Origin of the sequence: Nitrososphaera sp., from assembly GCF_050748925.1 — an archaeon.
In the GTDB taxonomy this organism is placed as follows: domain Archaea; phylum Thermoproteota; class Nitrososphaeria; order Nitrososphaerales; family Nitrososphaeraceae; genus Nitrososphaera.
The window spans coordinates 1-18,434 of record NZ_JBOGQF010000018.1 but is presented as its reverse complement, the minus strand read 5'-3'; the positions used below and the strand labels follow the sequence as shown (position 1 = coordinate 18,434).

Here is an 18,434-nt window from a genome sequence, read left to right as displayed (position 1 = left end):
ATGTTGCCTAATTTCTAACGCCCGCATCAATTTAATAGCCGTCGGGCCGGACCGGACCTGATGGAAATAACGCTGGGCCACACGCCGGACGCCGACGACGCGTTCATGTTTTACGGCTTTGCCTCCGGCGCCGTCAAGTCCGATTTTACGATAAAGCACGTCATACAGGACATTGAAACGCTCAACCGCCGGGCGCAGAGGCACGAGCTGGACGTCGCGGCAGTCTCGGCGCACGCCTACGCCTACCTGCAGGACTATGTCATCCTGCGCGGGGGCGGCAGTTTCGGCCTGGACTATGGCCCAATAGTCATTGCAAGAAAGGACAGGAACATGAAGGATTTGAAGAACGCGACGGTGGCGATACCGGGCAGGATGACTTCAGCAAACCTGCTCTTGAAACTTGCCGCCGGCGACTTTAAGGAAGTCGAGATGTCGTTTGAGGCCATCCCGGAAGCGGTGCTGTCAGGCAAGGTGGACGCCGGCCTCGTAATCCACGAGGCGCAGATAACTTTTGATAAAGCTAAATTTGCAGCCGTGCTGGAGCTGGGCCCATGGTGGTCGTCGCAGACCGGCGGCCTGCCCGTCCCGCTGGGCATCAACGTCGCAAGCGCCCGCACGATGACCCGCGATCAGCTTAAAGAGTTCAGCGGCCTTTTCATAAAGTCGATAGAATATGGCCTTGACAACGTCGACGCCTCTATAGATTACGCAATGAAGTACGCCCGCGGCCAGCCAAGGGAGACCATCACGAAATTCGTAAAGATGTACGTCAACGACATCACACGCGACATGGGCCCGTCGGGCAGGAAGGCCATTGAAAAGATGTTTGCCATGGCCCGCGAGCGCAGGATAATCGACTTTGACGTCAAAATAGACGTCGTCTAGGCCCCGGCTGTCTTGACGCTCTTTGTGCGGGCCTCAAGCGCGATTATGGCTATCGAGAGGCCGATGAACGCGCCCTGCAGCACCTCGACTGCCATTGCCATCTCGTTTACCCCGCCGCCCCTGCCGGTTATGGGGTTCCCCGGCATCCTCGTTATTATCCATATCAACACCATCACCGCCGTGCCGCCGATGCCCACGGCGTACCACGCCTTGCCCCACCTTCTCACCATCGGGAGAGCCCAGAACAGCTTCGCAGTTCCTCCGACGAAAAAGAGGACTGCTCCATTTGTGTTAAAATTCAGCATGTTCGGAGCAAGCGTGAGGTGCAGTATATGCCGGCTATGGCCGTGCAAGCCACTGCAGCATAGTATGTTGCCCTATAGGCAGGCATCGCCACGTATCGGCATTCATGAATTTAAAATCAACTCACATTTTTCACTCTTGGCAACGGGTCAGCGGACCTGCTCCAAGGCAGAAGCCTCGGGCGGTTCTTTTCGATACGCAACTTTGAGCCAAACCGGCGTGATTATCGTGCTTGCCGCTACCATGATCACAACAGTAGTGTAGAGCGCGCCGGAAAGGACGCCCGCAGAAGCGCCCGCTGCTGCGACTATCAGCCCCACCTCGCCCCGGGAGATCATGCCGATCCCGACCTTCATCGACTTGCGCCTGTCCTTCAAAAAGATCATGGCGGGCAGGCCGCAGCCCACCAGTTTTGTAACCACTGCAATAGCAATGACAACTCCGGCAAGAGCCAGAACTTCCAGGTTAGCGCCTCTCAGTTCTACCTGAGCGCCAACGATGGCAAAGAACAGGGGTGCAAAAAAGACCTCTAGTTTTTCGGCATATTCGCGTATTTTGGCTGCCGCCTTGGAAGCCGTCACGGCCATCCCGGCTGCAAATGCGCCCACGATGGGCGAAAGCCCAGCAAATGCAGCCGCGCCAGAGATAGCAAAACACGTCGCCGTGGCCGCCACTTCCGCGCTGCCCTTTGGCTCCCATAGCCTTGAATTGAGCAGACGTGGCACCAAGAACACAGAAGCGACAAGGATGGCGCAGTATATCCCAAGTATCTGCAACAGCAAAAGCGCGATGTTTGGTATGTCAGCAGTGACCGTACCGGTATTTACCATGGTCAGGACCACTGACAAGACAGCTATGCCGAGTACGTCGTCTGCGACTGCCGCTCCAAGTATCAGCCTGCCTTCCCGGGAGTGCAGCCGCCTAAGCTCAGCCAGCACCTGCACAGAGATGGCAATGCTTGTAGCAGTCAACGCCGTTGCCACAATGACTGCAGGGAGTGTTTCAATGCCCATACTTGAAAGGACGAAAAAGCCCACAAAGAATGGGGCAATTACCCCGAGGGCGCCTACTGTAAACGACGGCGCGCCTAGCTTGGCAAACTCTTTTGGCGTTGTCTGCATACCTGCGACAAAAAGGATGATTATCGCTGCCACTTCGCCGATGTGAAGGATTGTCTCGTCAATGACTGCAAGTGGCTCACCGTTTATCAGGGGAAGGCCGCCGAGGGCAAACGGCCCGATTATTATCCCGGCGATGATTTCTCCCAGCACCGCCGACTGTTTCATCTTGTTTACAAGTCTGGCCAAGAGTTTTGCCGCAAACAGCAGCACAGCCACCGTGACGAGAATGTGGAGTATTTCTGACTCTGCCAAGCAGATCCCCGATTACGGCAATCCTCTGGATACCAACCCCCTATTCACCAGCTATCAAGTATATAGCCATGACCGGTTTGTCCGTAGTCTACGGATTGAACCGGCGCACTATGTTGAAAAACGTGTCGCGCTGGGCCGGCTCTCGCTTTATTTCGCGCACCATGCTCGCCAGCTCCTGCAGCGATGTCCCCGATGCCTTGCCGGCGGCCTTGAAAATTTCCTCCGAGTAGGCCGTGCCGACCATGTCATTTCCCCCGTATGAAAGCGCGACCTGCGCTATCTTTTTGCCAAGCGCCACCCAGTATATCGATAGGTTTCGCAGCGTGTCGCCCAGCAGCAGCCGTGACACTGCGATGACGCGCAGGTCATAGGGTGAAGGACTCTCGGCCGTTATCAGCCCCTTTTGCTCCAGTTCCGTGTTTTCGAGGCTGAACTTTAGCGGGATAAACGTCGTAAAGCCGCCGGTCTTTTTGTGCAGTTCACGTATCTTTATCACGTGGTCGACGACGTGCTCCGGTTTCTCTACATGCCCAAAGAGCATGGTGCAGTTGCTGCGCAGGCCTAGCTCGTGCGCCTGCCTTGCGGTGTCGAGCCACTCGTCGCCGGAGCATTTCCCTATCACTATTTTCTTCCGGGTGTCCGGATGAAAAATCTCGGCGCCCCCGCCAGGCAGCGCGTCAAGGCCGGCTTCCTTTAGCCGCAGGAGCACTTCCTTGACCGTGTTGTGCGTCAGCCGGGCGATAAAGAATATCTCGGCAGGGGTGAACGCCTTTATCGCGACCTTGGGGTACGCGGCCTTTATCGCGTTCATCATGCCTTCGTAATAGTCAAGGCCCAGCTTGGGGTGAAAGCCGCCCACGATGTGCAGTTCCGTCGCGCCCATCTGCTCTATCGCGATTTTCGCCCTCCCCACTATTTGATCCGTAGATAACGTATAGGCGTCGCTTTCGTCGCCCTTTCTGTAGAATGCGCACAGCGGGCACGACGCTGCGCAGACGTTAGTGTAATTGAGGTAATAAGACGCGACAAATGTGACGGTGTTGCCGGACAGGTCGCGGCGCATCTTGTCAGCAGCCGCTCCGAGCAAAAACAGGTTCTCGTCGTTCATCAGTTGCACGCCGTCTTCATATGACAGCTCCTCGCCTGCAAGCGCCTTTTCAAGCGCGGCCGTCCCGCCAACCTTGCCGACGGCGTCTATGGACTGCAACGATTGCGATAGGCGCCAAGGACATTATAAGTTTAGGCTCGCAATGGCACATAGATTAAATATGTTCTCAGGCTCCTGAATCACGTTTGCAGAGCCTGCTCCAGGAGCTAATGAAAAAGTCGGACATCAGCGACGTTCTGGACGGCGCGCTTGCCGGAAGGAGGCTTGGCCTCGACGACTGCATACGGCTCGTGAAATCAGAGGACGCATACTCGATGGGCCTAGTTGCCAACGTCCTGCGCCAGAGGCTTTTTGGCGACAACATCACGTTTGTCAACAACATCATACTGAACTATACCAACGTCTGCGTCACCTACTGCAAGTTCTGCGCCTTTTACAGGCCGCCGGGGCACGAAGAATCGTACACGGTGCCAAAGGACGAGATTGTTAGGCGCGTCGCCACGTCGCGTCAGATGTTTGGCATAACGCAGGTGCTCATGCAGGGCGGCCACAACCCGAATCTAAAGATAGAATACTATGAAGACGCTTTCCGGGCGATAAAGGAAAAGTGCCCCGAAGTCGGCATCCACGGCCTGTCGCCGTCCGAAGTCGACATGATAGCCAAGGTGGAAAAGTCCAGCACGAAGGAAGTGCTGTCGAGGCTAAAGGCGGCGGGGATGGACACTTTTGCCGGCGCCGGCGCAGAGATCCTCGAAGACAGCGTCAAGGAGCAGATAAGCCCGCTGAAAATAAAGAGCGCCGACTGGCTGCGCATAATGGAAGAGGCCCACGGCGTTGGCCTGAAGTCGGTCGCGACAATGATGTACGGCACCGTCGAGACCGAGGAGGACAGGGCGCGCCACATAATGAAGATAATGCAACTGCAGGAAAAGACCGGCGGCTTTGCGTGCTTTATCCCGTGGAGCTTTGAGCCCAACAACACCGAGATGCAGGCCGAGGGCCTGATAAAATACCCGTCAGGGGGCCTGCAGTTGCTAAAGATGATTGCGATATCGAGGATAATGCTCTTTGGGCTTATAGACCACTTGCAGTCGTCGTGGCTCACAAACGGCATCGGGATGGCGCAGCTGGCGCTGAGCCACGGCGCCGACGACTTTGGAGGCACCCTGATAGGCGAGGAAGTGGTGAGCGCGACGGGCGCCAGGTCGACTGAACTGACGTCTGACAGGATTATTGCAGCGATAAAGCAGGCGGGATACAGGCCGGCAGAGCGCAACAATTCATACCAGACAATCAGGCACTACTAGCAGTGGTTTTACCGCCAGTCGTCTATCAGGTAGACATCTTCTCTGTTGTAGCCCGGCTCGTTTGGCCGGTGCATCGCAATTCCCTGTATGTCGGTGCGGAACTTGCGCGCGATCATGTTTCTGTACGCGCCGTGGCGGGCCGTGTTGACGCCGGCGATGATGTGCGACAGCCCCTGCGAGTGTGCAAACGATTCGCACGCGTCCAGCAGGCCGTCAAAGCGCTCTGCAGAGCCCGGGCCCGACAGGGCCGTGGCAAACTTTACGTAGCAATTGCCGCTGCTGGTTTCAGTCCCGGCCCCGCAATGGCAGGTTGCAAAGCCTGCCAGCGAGCCTCCGTCGTAGGTCAGTATAGTGTCGCCGAGACGCTGCTTATCGATAGAATGGATCTCTTTTCTGAGGTCCAGCCCGCCGTAGATCCCGCCCGTCAGGTTCTTGCACGCCTCTACGGCCTGTTCTTTTTCGGCAGCGCTCAGCTCCGAGTACCTGACCAGGTTGGCGTCCATGACCCTGTCCACGGGCTTTGACATTATTGAAGTGAGAAACCGCGGCCAAAAGCCAAATTTCTGGTACAGGTGGACGTGCTTGCTGCTCTGTGCAAACGTAAAGAGGCCCGCGTGTTTCACCTGCCATTTTGCAAAGATGCCCATCGTCTCTTCGAGCAGGCGCCTCGCCACGCCCCTGTCCCAGAAATCGGGATGGACAGTCAGCGGGCCGAACACGCCGACGCTGCCCCAGTGCAGCGCAAAGTTAGAGCCTGCAACTTTGCCGTCAATTTCTGCCACCAGCGCGGCAGGCGGGTCGGCGCGGTAGCGGGTGCCGATGTAATCTGCGTCTCCTGAAAACGACATGGGATCGGGCAGGCCGAGAAAAGTGCCAAAGGCGAGCCTCATTATGCGGTCTGCTTCAGGCAGGTCGCCTTCCTGCATCTGCCGGATCACAATCTCTGTCACGCCACTTTTTCCCTCTGATGTTATGTAAAGTATTCCTTCCAGCGCCTGTCCACCAGCGCTTTCGTTGCGTCGTCGACGACTGCAAGCTGCTGGATCTCTCGCATATAGCCCTCCTCCCTCGTCTTTTGCGTGGCGTCAATCCCCATCTTGGACCCCAGGTTTACAAGGGGCGAAGCGGGGTCCAGCGTGTCAGTCGGGGCGTTGCCGATGATCATTGTATCGCGGGCGGCGTCGGCGCGCGTGGTCACTGCCCAGACGACGTCGTCCATGTCGTGGACGTTGACGTCGCTGTCTACCACGATAAACATTTTCGTCAGCGCCAGCTGGCCCATGCCCCACAGGCCCATCATCACCTTCTTGGCCTGGCCGGGGTACTGTTTTTTTATCGATATGATTGCCAGCCCCTGGAACCAGCCGGCGCCCGGCATGGAAAAGTCGGCGACTTCGGGATGGAACATCTGTATCAGCGGCAGAAACGACCTTTCAATGACCTTGCCAATGTAGGCGTCTTCAAGTACAGGCTTGCCCACGACAGTAGTCAGGTAGATGGGGTTGCTGCGCCTCATGATGCCTGTCAGGGTAAACGTCGGGAACGGCTCTGCCGGCGTGTAATAGCCGGTGTGGTCGCCAAAGGGCCCTTCCATGCGCATGTCGTTTGGATCCACGTATCCCTCAAGCACGATTTCCGCGTTGGCAGGCACCTCCAGGTCGACGGTCTTGCACTTTACAAGTTTCACGCCCTTTTTCCTCGTTATGCCTGCAAAGAGGTACTTGTCCATGCCTTCCGGCACCGGCGCGATTGCTGAAAATGCGGTCGCAGGGTCCGCGCCGATTACGATGGCCGCTTCTATCTTTTTGCCCTGCTCTTTTAGCATCCTGTAATGCTGCGCGCCGCGCTTGTGGGTCTGCCAGTGCATGCTGGCGTGCCTGTCGTCGATTATCTGGACGCGGTAGACGCCCAGGTTCCGGATGTCAGTCTCGGGGTGCTTTGTCACGGTCATGCCAAAGGTGATGAACCGGCCTGCGTCGCCTGCAAACGATTTCAGCACCGGCATCGAGTTGAGCGACGCCTTGTCAGTCTCGGTCACTTCTGTCACCGGCCCGCTGTCCACGTACTTTGGCCCGTACTCGCCGATCTCTGACAGCTTGGGCAGCATCTTTAACTTGTTCAACATGCCGGACGGCATCTTCATCCTGGTGAGCTCTACGATGCGCTTGCCGATGTCGGTAAAATCAGTGGATTCAAGCGCCATCTCTAACCTTTTCATGGTCCCAAACGCGTTGCCGAGGATCTGCATCTGCGACCCTTCCACGTTCTCAAAGAGCACGGCAGGCTGGTCCTTTTTGTACATGAGCCGGCGCATGATCTCGGCGACTTCGAGGTCTGCGCGGACCTTTGCCTTGATGCGCCGCAGTTCGCCCGCGCCTTCGAGCGCCTGCACGTATTCCCCCAGGCTTTCAAACGGCATTTGCCAATACTAGTCCTTTAGGAACTTGGCGGTGTTTTTGCCTACCAGGGGCAGTATCTTTTTCGTTATAATGCCGTGCACCATGTCGCCGGCGGAGACGTCAAAAGACAGCAGCATGACGTAGTAGAGCCGGCTGTTCTCGTCTGCAATCGGTATGGTGGCGCGTATCAGCTTTGCATAATATGACGACGCGTAGCCAATCTTGCCGAGGAGAAACTCCCACCTGAGCCGGGTGAACTGGCGGGTGGCCGCGGTGATGGCGTATTGCGCCCGCTCTTCAGGCGTCATTATCGCCTTTAGCCCCTTGCGCTCTGCCACCGCGACGAGCTTGCCGTCCGCGTCGGCGATGCCCACGAACCGTATTGACTTGTCAAGCGTCACAACCTTGTCGCAAATCTCTTGAAAGAATGATGGCTTCAACTGCTATTCGATACGCCACGAGGTATATTTGATTTTCCCGCACGGGTTCAAGCAAATACTTAAATGGGTTACAGGCAGCGATAATTCCAGTTTGTCGCAGGAACTAGTATTGATCGAAGACCGCAAGAACTCGCTTTTGGGCAGGCGCGAGGTAAAGGCGCTGTTCAGGGGAGCCGCGGGCAAGCTGAGAAAGACAGAAGCTGCCGAGCAGATGGCAGGCCAGCTTGGAGTTGACAAAAAGGCAGTTATCCCGATTAACCTCTTTTGCGAAACCGGCATGACCGATATACACGCGACGTTCTACGTCTATGAAAGCGAGGAAGTCGCCAAGAAGCAGCTGCCCCGTTTCAGGATGCTCAGGACGATGCCCAAGGCAGACAGGAAAAAGCTTTTGGACGAGGAAAAGGCAACCGCGCTAAAGGCAAAGCAGGCGGCCGCAGCTGAAAAGGGAGGCGCCAAGAAGTAATGGCAGATAACAAGAAAGCCCCGAAAAAGGGCGAAGTGTCAGTCTACAAGTTCTACAAGGTAGACGGCGACAAGGTGACTCGGAACAAGCGCGAGTGCATAAAGTGCGGCAAGGGCGTCTTTATGGCCGAGCACAAGGACAGGTTCACATGCGGCAAGTGCGGCTACACAGAGTTTGCGCGCAAGGAACAGCCCAAAAAGGCAAAGAAGTAGCTAGAACTTTTTCATCTCTTTTTTGATGGCCTGCGCCACCGCCGGCACAAGCACGGGGTAGAACGCCTCGATGTACCGGCGCGAGTTTGCGACCTTTTTTATCACGCCCGCGTTTCCATAGCCGGACAGGAACTCTTTTGCTATAGCCGCGGCGGCCTTGTCGTTCATGCTCTCTTTCAGGCCCCAGCTGACAAACTCGGCCACGTCCCACGCTGGGTCGCCCCCTTCAAAGGCAAACTGGTCAAGGTCGGTGAAATAGAGCCGGTCGCCGATGATGACGTTCTTGGGCTTGATGTTGCCAAACGCGTGCCCGGCCTCGTGCACGCGGGCCATCTGCTCGCCGGCCTTTCTCAATGGCGCAAGGTCTGCGTCCCTGCTTGCAAGCGAGTCGCGGATGATGCCGGCGACGTTGCGCCCCTCGACAAATTGCAATACGAGCACCTTGCGGTCAAGCACCACGGCCTCGACGGCCGGCGTCGCAAGGCCCAGTTTCCGCAGGTGCCGGAGCGCCCGGTATTCGTAGCCGAGGCGCAGGAGCGGCCCCACGCGGAACTTTTTCACCGGCGCCGTCCAGACTGAAAGCGCCGCCCACTTTACCGCCTTGCTTTTGGACATGTCCTTTACTGCCAGCTTTAGCCCATCGAGAGCATAGAGCACGGTCCGGCTGTTTGCGTTGCCCAGCCGGCGCCGGGAGACAGAATATCGAGAGACGCCGTGGCTTTTGGCGACCATGTCGAGCCAGTCCTGCCTTTTGCTGTCGGATATCAACAATCCTTCCGGCAGGCTCAGGTACTCGCAGGCGGGGCACGCCATGAAGGGAGGGAACTCGACAGGCTGGCGCATGTGGCGGCGGATCTTGGCCTCGGCCTCGACGACTGCCATGTGGAACATGTGCCTGCCGGCGTACGAGTGAATAAAGTAAGAGCTGAACTCGTGCATGCGCTGGGCAAGCCGGAGCGCAGGTTCTCCTTTTGCGACGCCGATGCGCTTTTCCGAGATGCGGATCTCGCCGCCGCTTGTTTCAAAGAGCTCGCCGTCCTTTGAGACAATGTCTGCAAGCGCGTCCTTGTAGCCGGCAAGGGCGGCGCGCAGGTTGCGCCCGTCCGCGTACGTCCTGTAATAGCTGTACGCGGCGGCGGGGTACAGCGCGGCCCTGCGCTTTACTTTAGAAAACAGGACGTACTCTAGCGGGAACGATATCTCGGTCGCAAGGACTCCTGACGTCTTTACGAGCTCGTGCAGCTCCTCCAGTATAATCCTGCGCTTGCACGCCCTCTCCACGCCCTCGAGAAACGCGGCGTTGACGACTGGCCTGTAGACGTGCAAGAGCCTGCCGGCCACAAACTCGCCGAGGTACCCCCGGGAGGCGTCCTTTTCAAGCGCGCCCTTGTCGACTACCAGCGCCGACACGTGGACGCCGGACTCTTTTACGTAGGCGTACTTTACCTTGTACCGGTAGTCGTCAAGCACGACCAAAAGGTCGATGTCGCTGTCCGGGCGCGCATAGCCGGCGGCCTTTGACCCGTACACGCACGCGGCTGCCACGGCGCGCCCCTTTGCTATCCTGGCTATGCACCTGTCCACGATTGCAAGCTCTTCCGGCGCCAGGCTAGCCATAGCCCGGATCGTTCTTTCTCTTGCGCAGTTTTACGCTTTCGTACTCGGATATCTTGTCCTTGACGGCCTGCTCCACCTGGAGGCTCGCCATGGCCTCTATCGGGATTTTTATGACGTTGGCGTCTATGGGCACGCGCGTCATCGGAAGGCCCTTGTCCATCCACAGCTTTATCGCCTTGTCTTCAAGTTTCAAGTCTCGGAATCCCTCGGGGAACCTTGTGGTGATGTGCTTTATCAGCGTCGGGTCCGACTTGAAGACGGCGCGCTCTTCGAGCAGCCTGCCCGAGTCGGCGTACCTGCCTTCAAAGAGCGTGCCGGACAGTTCGTCAGAGACGATGCGCATCTTTACTATCCTGCTCACGAGCTCGAGGTAGTGCATGAACTCGTGCGCAAGGATGGCGTGTATCGTGCCTTTCAGGCCGTACGCCACCAAGGGCGCCGTCAGCTGCACCACTACGCGCAGATGGTTGTCCTCGCCCACCACGGGGATTGTGCGGGCAAAGAATATCCCAAACTGCGAAAACTCGACCGCAGAGGTCGACACTATCATTGCAGGCTCGACGTAATAATACGGGTACTTTAATCCCGACGCGTCTTCGACCCTCTTGATCCCTTCCATGACAAGCGGGAACCTTTCAGCAAGGAGCTTGTAGGCTTTGTCAGGGATCTGGCCCGCGCCTGCGGCGTTGTGGACCTTGTAAAGCGGGTCAAAGCTCATCGGGGTTTCACTGTCCGTTGTCAAACAAAAACGTTACTGACAACTGCCGGCATCCAATAGCATATGAAAGCCCTAGCGCGCGTTTCCAGTGGAAAACCGCGAAAATAATTGTTCTTTTATACTGCCTGCAGAGCGGGGCGTAAAAGTGCGGCGGGAGGAAAAGTAGCGCCACGTGTATGTTTCAGTTTATCAGCAAAAAATGCGGCCAAGAGTTGGTTCTTTTATGGTGGCGATGAAAACGCAAGTGCGGCCTGCGCGGGGGTGAGGCAGAGCAGCTGCCGTTCACCGTCAAAAAAGGCCGGGCGGATCGCACCCAACTAAGCCTCTATTGCCCTTTGCCCCGCCGCCCTTTTCCGGAGCATCAATGCCAACCCGAGCGAGGCTGCCGACAGCAATCCTGATGTGATGAAGATCAGGTTGTACGATTCTGGAGAGGGGTACGAGCCTCCGACTCCTTCAATCGTTTCTTTGTCTTCCATGTACACCCCTGCCAGCGCCGGGCCTATCGCCATCCCTACGAACAGCAAGAGGGCGCCTACCCCTGTCGAAATCCCGATGAACTCTTTGGGCGCCGACGATACGACCAGGTTCCATACCGCCGTGCTTGTCAGCGACAGGCCGGTGGCAATTACCGCCAAGCTTGCAGACACTGCGAATTCCGTCGAGTGGAACATCAAGAGGCCGAGCGACCCTGCCAGGCTGATGACCGCGCCAATGATGGTCGGCTTTATGCTCCCTATCCTGCTTATGATAAATGCAGTCGCGCTTGCAAATACCAGGAACATTATCATGAAGGGAAGCTGGACGTTTGCAGCGTCTATTGCGTCCCCTCCAAATCCCAGCGGCGCCGGGCTCCTCACCAGCTGCACTATGGACGGATATGCTATGAACATGGCAATCCCCGTGGACACCAGTATGAGGTAAGACGGCAGGAGCGTTCTGTCCCTCAGCAGCCGCAAGTCAAGCAAGGGCGATGCGATTCGTCCCTCTATGGCGACAAAGATTAACAACGAAATTGCCGACGCTGCGAATGCGGCGGCAATCTGCGGCAGGCTTTCCGCGCTTACGCCGGTCTCTACAAGCGTCAGCCCCATCAGGAACGAGATTATCGTGGCCGAAAGGGCTACCGCGCCCTTCATGTCTATTGATGATCGCTTTTTGTCCGGGGCACTTTCCCTGGCCTTTGGCGGCTGTTCCTCCCTGACAAACCGGGCGATCAACAGCGTCACCACGGCCGCGATGGGGGCTATAAAGAAGAAGGTGGCATGCCATCCAAAGTTCTGGATGACGCTGGCTCCCGCCAGGAGGCCGACTACCGAGCCGGCCGAGTACGCCGACCCAAACACCCCCACGGCGATGGCGAGCTTGGCCGGCGGGAAAGAGTCCCTGAGGAGGCTAAAGGCCGCCGGGACTGCCGCCAGGCCGACGCCCTGGATTATCCTGCTGGCAAGCAGGAACGAAATGCTGTCTGCAAATCCGCCGGCAACAGTCCCGGCGATATAGATTGCAAGCAGCGTGAGCAACACCTTTCTTTTGCCGTAAATATCTGACAGCCTGCCTGCGATAGGGGTCATCACGGCGGCAACTATCAGGTACGCGCTGAATATCCACGCAGCCGTCCCGTACGGAATGGAAAAGTCCCGCATGATCTCCGGGATGGCGGGCAGGAGCATGGTCTCGGAGAACATGACTGCCAAAAGCGTGCTGCTGAGTATTGCAAGGGTAAACCATGCCGAGCGGCTGACTGTTGCTGTCTTGTTGTTTTGTGCTTCCAATTCTATCACCTTTTGCTCGCTATAGGCTTTTTACGGCACTACCGTGTGCTTGGCGACATCATGCCGGCCGGCGTCAAATATAACTGCCGCCTTGTACTGCAGCGATAATCCAATCGATGGCATAATCGGGTTTTTCATTTTCTAAATTACCTGTCGTTACCAGATAACGCAGGGTAAGTATATAAATTGGCAAGTGGCAATATGGAAAGCAGGTGAGCATCTGGTAACTTGTTAGAAGAGAAACAGGTCCAGTGGATGGACCAGCACATGAAGGTGTGCCCTATCAACAACTCGTTCAGGATAATCGGCAAGAAATTTACCATGCTGATACTTCGGAACATGATGCACCGGGGCCAGATGAGATTCAACCAATTCCTCGAAATAGAAGACATCAATGCAAAGGTACTTTCAGCAAGGCTGAAGGAAATGGAAAAGGACGGGCTGATAACGCGAGAGGTCTTTCACGAGACTCCTGTCAGGATTGAATATATCCTTACTGAAAAAGGCAGGGCGCTGGAGCCAATCCTAGACCAGATGGCCGCATTCTCTATGAAGTACTGTGCAAAAGACGTGTTCAAGGATGGAAAAGTAAGAAAATTTGAACAGGTGTATGGATGCACCCATCCGTAGGAGGAATCGCCAGTATTGGAAATGATTTGGCCGCAGATCTGCCGTTAATAGATATATGCAATGGATTTGCCGCTGACATACAATACCAGGATTCGTCAACCATCATGACATATAGCAGCATAGTCTTTACCACTTACAGGACCTCAATAGAGTAGTGCTGATGAGTGTCCCAAGCCTGAGTCGGTCCGTCTATCAAAGCGTTGATGTACATCGATTGCTTTCCTGAGTGTGGAAAAGTCACATCAAAAGAGAATCTATAGGTCTGTCCGGGTGACAGAATTTTCGAGCCAAGATCTATACCACCAATCTCATCTACCTGCTGAGATGTCGTGGTGAGAGATTGCCTATAATTTCTAACATAGTCTTCAGTAACAGAAAATCTCTGTAGTGTCACCGGTCCCGGATAATCTTCTCTACCGACATTTGTCATTTCAACGTCAAATTTGTTAGGGATGCCGCTGATTATCGGCATATCATATTCCACTTTGATACTGACAACATCTGAATAACCAAAAACGCTCCAAATCACGCCTTTTTCCAACGGATAGTTTTCAGGTGTATAAAGATCATGATTCAGGAATAGGAAATCATTTTTCAGCAGCTTAGCAGAAAGGTTCTCAGGGTAAGTGTCGTCTCTTATATCGCAATCGTTAGTTAGGCTATCTCCAACGATTCCGTTAGCAGTTACATACCAGTTGCCGTCATTCTGACACTCCCCGCCGCGATAAGTGGCAATGTATTCATAATTCTTCTTGAATTCAATGGTGGTAGGTTCATAATCAAGATCGAAATCGTTTGCCCTTTTCCATTTCTGTAAAGTTAGCTTCTCTGCAACTAGCTTTGCATCGCTAGGTAATTGAATTGCGGGTAAAGTGGCAGCGGTATAAGGATTTGAAATAGTGATGGGATCGCAAGGATTCAGGTCTATTCCTTCAAAGGTCAGTGTGCCATCTTCGTAAAGAGTGAATCGCTGCCTTGCTCCGTCATCATAGAGAAGGAGCCAGCTACCCGCCGAGTTTTTTTCGAAATTCCACTTGCCTTCACCACTTGAAGCAGGAGTGGAATCTGTGAAGAAATGCCATTCATAAGTCCCGTCTGCTTTGAACTTGTAGTCCGCATAATCTGGAAAAGGAGAACCCCTTGTAGCTTCCCGATTGCACCATGACTGTTTTGTAAGTTTAGCAAAGATGTCATCCCGTGCATCTACTCCAATCTTACTAGTTTCAGTAACGGAGTTGTCAGGTGGTTCTGGTTTGAGATCAGTAGAATAGTATAACGCGCCCCCGAGTGTGAACGCTAGTGCAGCAGCGAGTGCGCCTGCCGCGCCAAGGACCAAGAACAAAGCAGAGGTCTGTCTTTTCAAGCGGTGATTACGCCATATTCTCGCTCGTTCTTAAGGAACAAGGTCATTGCCCGATATTTAACGCGGAGTCAAGGCTTTGCGGAATGCAATTCCACGGCGAGCACGTCAAATGTCACGCACTCGCACTTTGCCCCAAGCAACTTTGAGACGTTGGGCTCCATATACTCCTCGCCGCCGATAAACTGCTTGATCGGCAGGCCACCGTCCGCATGTAACGTGAGCTGAAACTCGCTATCGCCCGCCTTTTTTGCCTGCGCGGAATGGATCCTTTTCGCAGCAATCTTGGACCTGTTCTCGAATTTCACCTCGGCGCCTGCAAGCGACCTTAATTGCCTGACGTCATCCGCACTGACCGGCCTTTCGCATTTTCCGACAATTCTTGTTTTGACCGCAAAGCGCGCCTGGGTGTCCGGCACGTCGTCAAGGACAGAGACTATTTTCGCCTCGATGCCAGATTCCTTGAATTTCATTTTTGGCGTGCGCACTTTTGGGTCCGAGATCTTTGCGTAGAACGGCCGGCCCTGCCCGAGCACGAGGCTTTCTTTGTCCTCGCTCCCGATCCACGAGAATTTGGGCGCCTGCCCCTTTGTCGCCTTCATGAGGTGCTTTGCAATCATGCCCTCTACGCTCTCAAAGCCGGCGAGGCCAGAGCCGTCGCAGAGGTTGCAGCCCTTGCCAAGGCACATGGCGCACTTTTCCTGCTTTTGGGGCAGGCCGCGCGCCTTTTTGACGTAGCGCCCCTCTATCGCAAGCGGCCTTGACCTCGCAGTCGCTTCCGCGTCGCCGTCCCGGATTATCGAGAGGTTTACCGCGATGTCCGGCCTGTGGTAGTCGACCTTTTTTTTCGTCATTTTTGTCAATCGCAGGCCAAGCTCCCGGGTCAGCTGGTTCTTGATGTTCTCGCGGCCCCGTATCTTTAGCCGGGCGCGCAGCGCGTCCTCCCTTTCATAGAGCTGCGTCGGCAAAGTCGCGCCGATGAGAAAGGTCTCAAACTGGTACTGTTTCGCAGCTGCCAATACCTTGCCCGCAAGGCCGTCGAGGTCGTCAAAGAGCCCGCGGCAGATGTAGCATTTTTTGCCGGCCTGCCTCCTCGAAGTGCTGGCCTGCCTTGCGAGGCAGTGGCGGCAGAGCGAGTATTCCTTCAGCAGGAGCAGGCTCTTTTGCGCATCAACCAATGCCGAACCTCCTCATGAGGCCCTGCATCTGCCGGCCCTTGGACTGCTTCATCATGGTCTTGGAATTGTTGTACTGCTGTATCAGGTGCTTGATCTCGCCTTCTGCCATCCCGGCGCCGCGGGCTATGCGCTTCCGGCGCGCCTCGTTGACCAGGTCCGGGTCCTTCTTTTCTTCCTTGGTCATCGACTGGATGATAAAGCGCCACTTTTCCATGCGCTCCTGCATTGCGTCCAGCTGGTCTTCCTTGACCATGCCAGAGAGCCCCGGCATGTTGTCAATGACGTTTCGAAAGCCTATCTTGCTCACCTGCTCCATCTGCGCGTAAAAGTCCTCGATGGTCATCTTGCCTGACAATACCCTCTTTGCCTGATTCTCGTCTGCCTGCATCTCCAGCCCTTTTGCCATTTCAAGGAGCGCCTTGATGTCGCCCATGCCGAGGAGCCGGCCGACAAAGCCCGTCGGCGAGAACTGCTCCAAGTCGTCGATGCGCTCGCCGGTGCCGATAAACATCACCTTGGCGCCCGTGGCGGCAGAAGCTGCAAGCGCGCCTCCGCCCTTGGCCGTGCCGTCCAGTTTCGTGAGTATGATGCCGCCCACCGGCGCCGCCTTGTGGAACGCCTCGGCCTGGCTGAACGCCTGCTGGCCTATCGTGCCGTCTATCACGAGCAACACCAGGTCCGGCGTGGCGACTTTATACATGTCGTTCATCTCTTGCAAGAGGCCGGCCTCCTCTTTGTGCCTGCCGGCGGTATCGATGATCACGACATCTAGGTTTTGAGGATTGAAGTGTTCGAGGCCGCGCTTGGCAATCGCAACTGCGTCCTTGCTGTTCTCGTCGCCGTACACCTCAACGTTGATCTTGGCGCAGTTCATCTTTAGCTGCGTCAGCGCGCCTGGGCGCCACGTGTCAGCGCCTACCACGCCGACCCTGTAGCCGTGTTTCGTGAGCCACCTGGACATCTTGCCCGTTACAGTCGTCTTGCCAGAGCCCTGGATGCCGAGCATCAGGACAACGTTCTGCCTGCCGGGCTGAAAGGACGCGGTCGCGCCCGGGTCGTCGTCGACGCCCTTTTTGTCGATGGTTGCAATCTCGCCGGAATAGCCGAGCATCTTGGCAAGCTCGCCATAAAGTATCGTGACGATGTGGTCCTTGCGCGAAAGGCCCTTTGGCGGCTGCTCCTGCATGGCGCGCTCTTTGAGGTTCTTTGTAATCGTGAGGACGAGCCTTACGTTGACGTCTGACTGCAAAAGGGCGCGCTGGACGTCCTTGCAGAGCGAGTCTATGAGCTCCTCGTTGATGTCAGAGGCGCCGACGATTTTCTTGAGCGCGCTCCTCAGCCCGTCGCGCAGGTTGTCAAACATGGCTATTGACCTACTAGCTCCGCTTCCAGTATTTCAAATATACCCCTCTGGCCGTCCCACCGGGCATTCGAGCTTTTTACCCTCAATTTCTTGTTAAAGAGCGGGCAGCCTGTCACCAGCGTCTCGGCTTCGCCGCCCTCAAACGTGAGGTTAAAGCAGTACTTTTTGGAAAGCCGGGCAAGTGTTGCAAGTGCCGTGTTGTCGATGGTCCTGCCGAGCCACTCTTTTTCAAGCCCCATCGCCGAGACTCCTACAACCATTATCTCAAATTTCTTGTCCAGTAATTCTGCATAATATTTCTCGGCTTCGACTCCCCAGATGGGCGCCACTGCCTGCAACCCATGCTTTTCGCATATTCCCTCAAACGCGTTTTTCTGAAACACGCTTGATATGCCGCCAAACACCACGCCATCTATATTGTAGAGCGCCCTGGCCTGCACTATCGCCTCTTCAAGCGCCCGGGTCTCGTCTTCCTTGCTCTTGCCGGCGACCTGAAAGCCAAGGACAGGAATCTGCATTGCCTGCGCCTGGTACTCTGTCACCCAGCTGTTCGGGTAGTGAAAGAGGGCGCTGTCGTCGGCAGCAGGATGCATGGTAATCAGGCACTCGACGCTGTGGCCCATCTCGCGCACCTTGTAGATAGAGTAGGTGCTATCCTTGCCGCCAGAGTAGAGCGCAGCCAGCTTCATGCCGCTGACGCGGCGACCGCTCAATATCTGGCTATTGTTTGCGATGTGTATGGTTATGCTGCGGCCGACGACCTGGCTGTCGTTGAAGCCTCCATCTCACCGCTGATGGCCGCAGGCGCTGCTTCATCGAGCTCCCTGTTCCTCATGGTCGGGCTTTCATTGGGAGCCGTCGCCTTGCCCTTGGCAACCTGCTGCTGCCTTTTGCTGACTCTACGGTTTGCAGTCTTGGCCTTGGTCTTGATCTTGTTTCCGGTTTTCTTTTTGGAAGCCTTGCCTTTTGCGCCTTTGTGCTTGGCCTTTCCTTTTGGCTTGTCCCCAAAAGTCTTCCTTCCACCTTTAGCCATTGGTCATTAAAGGTGCAGAGAATTATTATGAGTTATTGGCATCGACATTTGCCACGATGCCGCCACATGTAACCTGCCAACCCAGCATGCCGGTATCCTCCCCATGGCTATTGTTTATATCGGCAGACCCCGCACACTGCACAATTGGGCGCGCTTGTCGAGGCACGGGACCTGAAAAAGTATTTCCCCGTAAAAAAGGGCTTTCGCCAGATGTTCAAGGGCGCCGAGTTTGTCAAGGCAGTCGACGGCGTCAGTTTTGCATTAGAG

At 55.8% G+C, this 18,434-nt stretch carries 19 protein-coding genes and 1 pseudogene; 6 read left to right on the top strand and 14 right to left on the bottom strand.

Going from position 1 to position 18,434, the window contains the following annotated elements; genetic code table 11:
- Positions 1–60 precede the first annotated feature (60 nt).
- Positions 61–885, top strand: a complete 825-nt coding sequence (locus ACREAY_RS02835; RefSeq protein ID WP_431754248.1) for a menaquinone biosynthesis family protein — start codon at positions 61–63, stop codon at positions 883–885.
- On the opposite strand, the gene ACREAY_RS02830 is transcribed toward ACREAY_RS02835, so the two are convergent.
- The 3 genes from ACREAY_RS02830 to ACREAY_RS02820 all read right to left on the bottom strand — a co-directional run bounded on the left by ACREAY_RS02830 (position 882) and on the right by ACREAY_RS02820 (position 3,768).
- Complete coding sequence (locus ACREAY_RS02830) at positions 882–1,190, bottom strand: hypothetical protein (protein ID WP_431754247.1); 309 nt, start codon at positions 1,188–1,190, stop codon at positions 882–884. The genes ACREAY_RS02835 and ACREAY_RS02830 overlap by 4 nt on opposite strands.
- A gap of 147 nt (positions 1,191–1,337) precedes the next feature.
- Complete coding sequence (locus ACREAY_RS02825) at positions 1,338–2,561, bottom strand: cation:proton antiporter (RefSeq protein ID WP_431754246.1); 1,224 nt, start codon at positions 2,559–2,561, stop codon at positions 1,338–1,340.
- Positions 2,562–2,649: 88 nt separating this feature from the next.
- Positions 2,650–3,768 carry a radical SAM protein gene (locus tag ACREAY_RS02820; RefSeq protein WP_431754245.1) on the bottom strand — a complete coding sequence of 373 codons (1,119 nt, stop codon included), beginning with the start codon at positions 3,766–3,768 and terminating at the stop codon, positions 2,650–2,652.
- A gap of 110 nt (positions 3,769–3,878) precedes the next feature.
- On the opposite strand from ACREAY_RS02820, the gene mqnC reads away from it, so the two are divergent.
- The gene (gene mqnC, locus ACREAY_RS02815; RefSeq protein WP_431754249.1) at positions 3,879–4,976 is read left to right on the top strand and encodes a cyclic dehypoxanthinyl futalosine synthase; all 1,098 of its coding nucleotides are present in this window, start codon (positions 3,879–3,881) and stop codon (positions 4,974–4,976) included.
- 8 nt (positions 4,977–4,984) lie between these two features.
- On the opposite strand, the gene ACREAY_RS02810 is transcribed toward mqnC, so the two are convergent.
- The 3 genes from ACREAY_RS02810 to ACREAY_RS02800 are packed head-to-tail and all read right to left on the bottom strand — an operon-like array spanning position 4,985 to position 7,815.
- Positions 4,985–5,926 carry a GNAT family N-acetyltransferase gene (locus tag ACREAY_RS02810; RefSeq protein WP_431754244.1) on the bottom strand — a complete coding sequence of 314 codons (942 nt, stop codon included), beginning with the start codon at positions 5,924–5,926 and terminating at the stop codon, positions 4,985–4,987.
- 20 nt (positions 5,927–5,946) lie between these two features.
- Entirely contained in the window at positions 5,947–7,395 is a 1,449-nt protein-coding gene (locus ACREAY_RS02805) for a menaquinone biosynthesis decarboxylase (RefSeq protein WP_431754243.1), read from the bottom strand.
- A 9-nt stretch (positions 7,396–7,404) separates the two neighbouring features.
- Complete coding sequence (locus ACREAY_RS02800) at positions 7,405–7,815, bottom strand: hypothetical protein (RefSeq protein ID WP_431754242.1); 411 nt, start codon at positions 7,813–7,815, stop codon at positions 7,405–7,407.
- Between the two features lie 91 nt (positions 7,816–7,906).
- Between ACREAY_RS02800 and ACREAY_RS02795 the strand changes: the two genes are divergently transcribed.
- Together ACREAY_RS02795 and ACREAY_RS02790 are read left to right on the top strand one after the other, a co-directional pair.
- Positions 7,907–8,281: a 30S ribosomal protein S24e gene (locus ACREAY_RS02795; RefSeq protein WP_431754241.1), complete on the top strand. Its 375-nt coding sequence runs from the start codon at positions 7,907–7,909 to the stop codon at positions 8,279–8,281.
- Positions 8,281–8,493: a 30S ribosomal protein S27ae gene (locus ACREAY_RS02790; RefSeq protein ID WP_431754240.1), complete on the top strand. Its 213-nt coding sequence runs from the start codon at positions 8,281–8,283 to the stop codon at positions 8,491–8,493. The genes ACREAY_RS02795 and ACREAY_RS02790 overlap by 1 nt, the downstream gene beginning before the upstream one ends.
- Here ACREAY_RS02790 and ACREAY_RS02785 read toward each other — a convergent pair whose 3' ends face one another.
- From ACREAY_RS02785 to ACREAY_RS02775, 3 genes are all read right to left on the bottom strand, one after another.
- Entirely contained in the window at positions 8,494–10,110 is a 1,617-nt protein-coding gene (locus tag ACREAY_RS02785) for a nucleotidyltransferase domain-containing protein (RefSeq protein WP_431754239.1), read from the bottom strand.
- Positions 10,103–10,828 (bottom strand): hypothetical protein, encoded by a 726-nt coding sequence (locus ACREAY_RS02780; RefSeq protein ID WP_431754238.1) that lies wholly within the window; start codon positions 10,826–10,828, stop codon positions 10,103–10,105. The genes ACREAY_RS02785 and ACREAY_RS02780 overlap by 8 nt, the downstream gene beginning before the upstream one ends.
- A 317-nt stretch (positions 10,829–11,145) precedes the next feature.
- The gene (locus ACREAY_RS02775; protein WP_431754237.1) at positions 11,146–12,603 is read right to left on the bottom strand and encodes an MFS transporter; all 1,458 of its coding nucleotides are present in this window, start codon (positions 12,601–12,603) and stop codon (positions 11,146–11,148) included.
- A gap of 228 nt (positions 12,604–12,831) precedes the next feature.
- Here ACREAY_RS02775 and ACREAY_RS02770 point away from each other — a divergent pair, with 228 nt between their 5' ends.
- A complete protein-coding gene (locus tag ACREAY_RS02770) occupies positions 12,832–13,233 on the top strand; it encodes a winged helix-turn-helix transcriptional regulator (protein ID WP_431754236.1) in 402 nt (133 codons plus the stop codon).
- A gap of 133 nt (positions 13,234–13,366) precedes the next feature.
- On the opposite strand, the gene ACREAY_RS02765 is transcribed toward ACREAY_RS02770, so the two are convergent.
- From ACREAY_RS02765 to ACREAY_RS02745, 5 genes are all read right to left on the bottom strand, one after another.
- Entirely contained in the window at positions 13,367–14,596 is a 1,230-nt protein-coding gene (locus tag ACREAY_RS02765; protein WP_431754235.1) for a hypothetical protein, read from the bottom strand.
- 68 nt (positions 14,597–14,664) lie between these two features.
- Complete coding sequence (locus tag ACREAY_RS02760; RefSeq protein WP_431754234.1) at positions 14,665–15,771, bottom strand: tRNA pseudouridine(54/55) synthase Pus10; 1,107 nt, start codon at positions 15,769–15,771, stop codon at positions 14,665–14,667.
- Entirely contained in the window at positions 15,764–17,134 is a 1,371-nt protein-coding gene (locus ACREAY_RS02755) for a signal recognition particle receptor subunit alpha (protein WP_431754233.1), read from the bottom strand. Before ACREAY_RS02755 ends, ACREAY_RS02760 begins: the two co-directional genes overlap by 8 nt.
- A 2-nt stretch (positions 17,135–17,136) precedes the next feature.
- Positions 17,137–17,823, bottom strand: coding sequence for a diphthine--ammonia ligase (locus ACREAY_RS02750; RefSeq protein WP_431754232.1), 687 nt, complete (start codon positions 17,821–17,823; stop codon positions 17,137–17,139).
- 53 nt (positions 17,824–17,876) lie between these two features.
- Positions 17,877–18,167: a hypothetical protein gene (locus tag ACREAY_RS02745; RefSeq protein ID WP_431754231.1), complete on the bottom strand. Its 291-nt coding sequence runs from the start codon at positions 18,165–18,167 to the stop codon at positions 17,877–17,879.
- Positions 18,168–18,311: 144 nt separating this feature from the next.
- On the opposite strand from ACREAY_RS02745, the pseudogene ACREAY_RS02740 reads away from it, so the two are divergent.
- Positions 18,312–18,434, top strand: a pseudogene (locus tag ACREAY_RS02740) (ABC transporter ATP-binding protein); the annotation flags it as partial.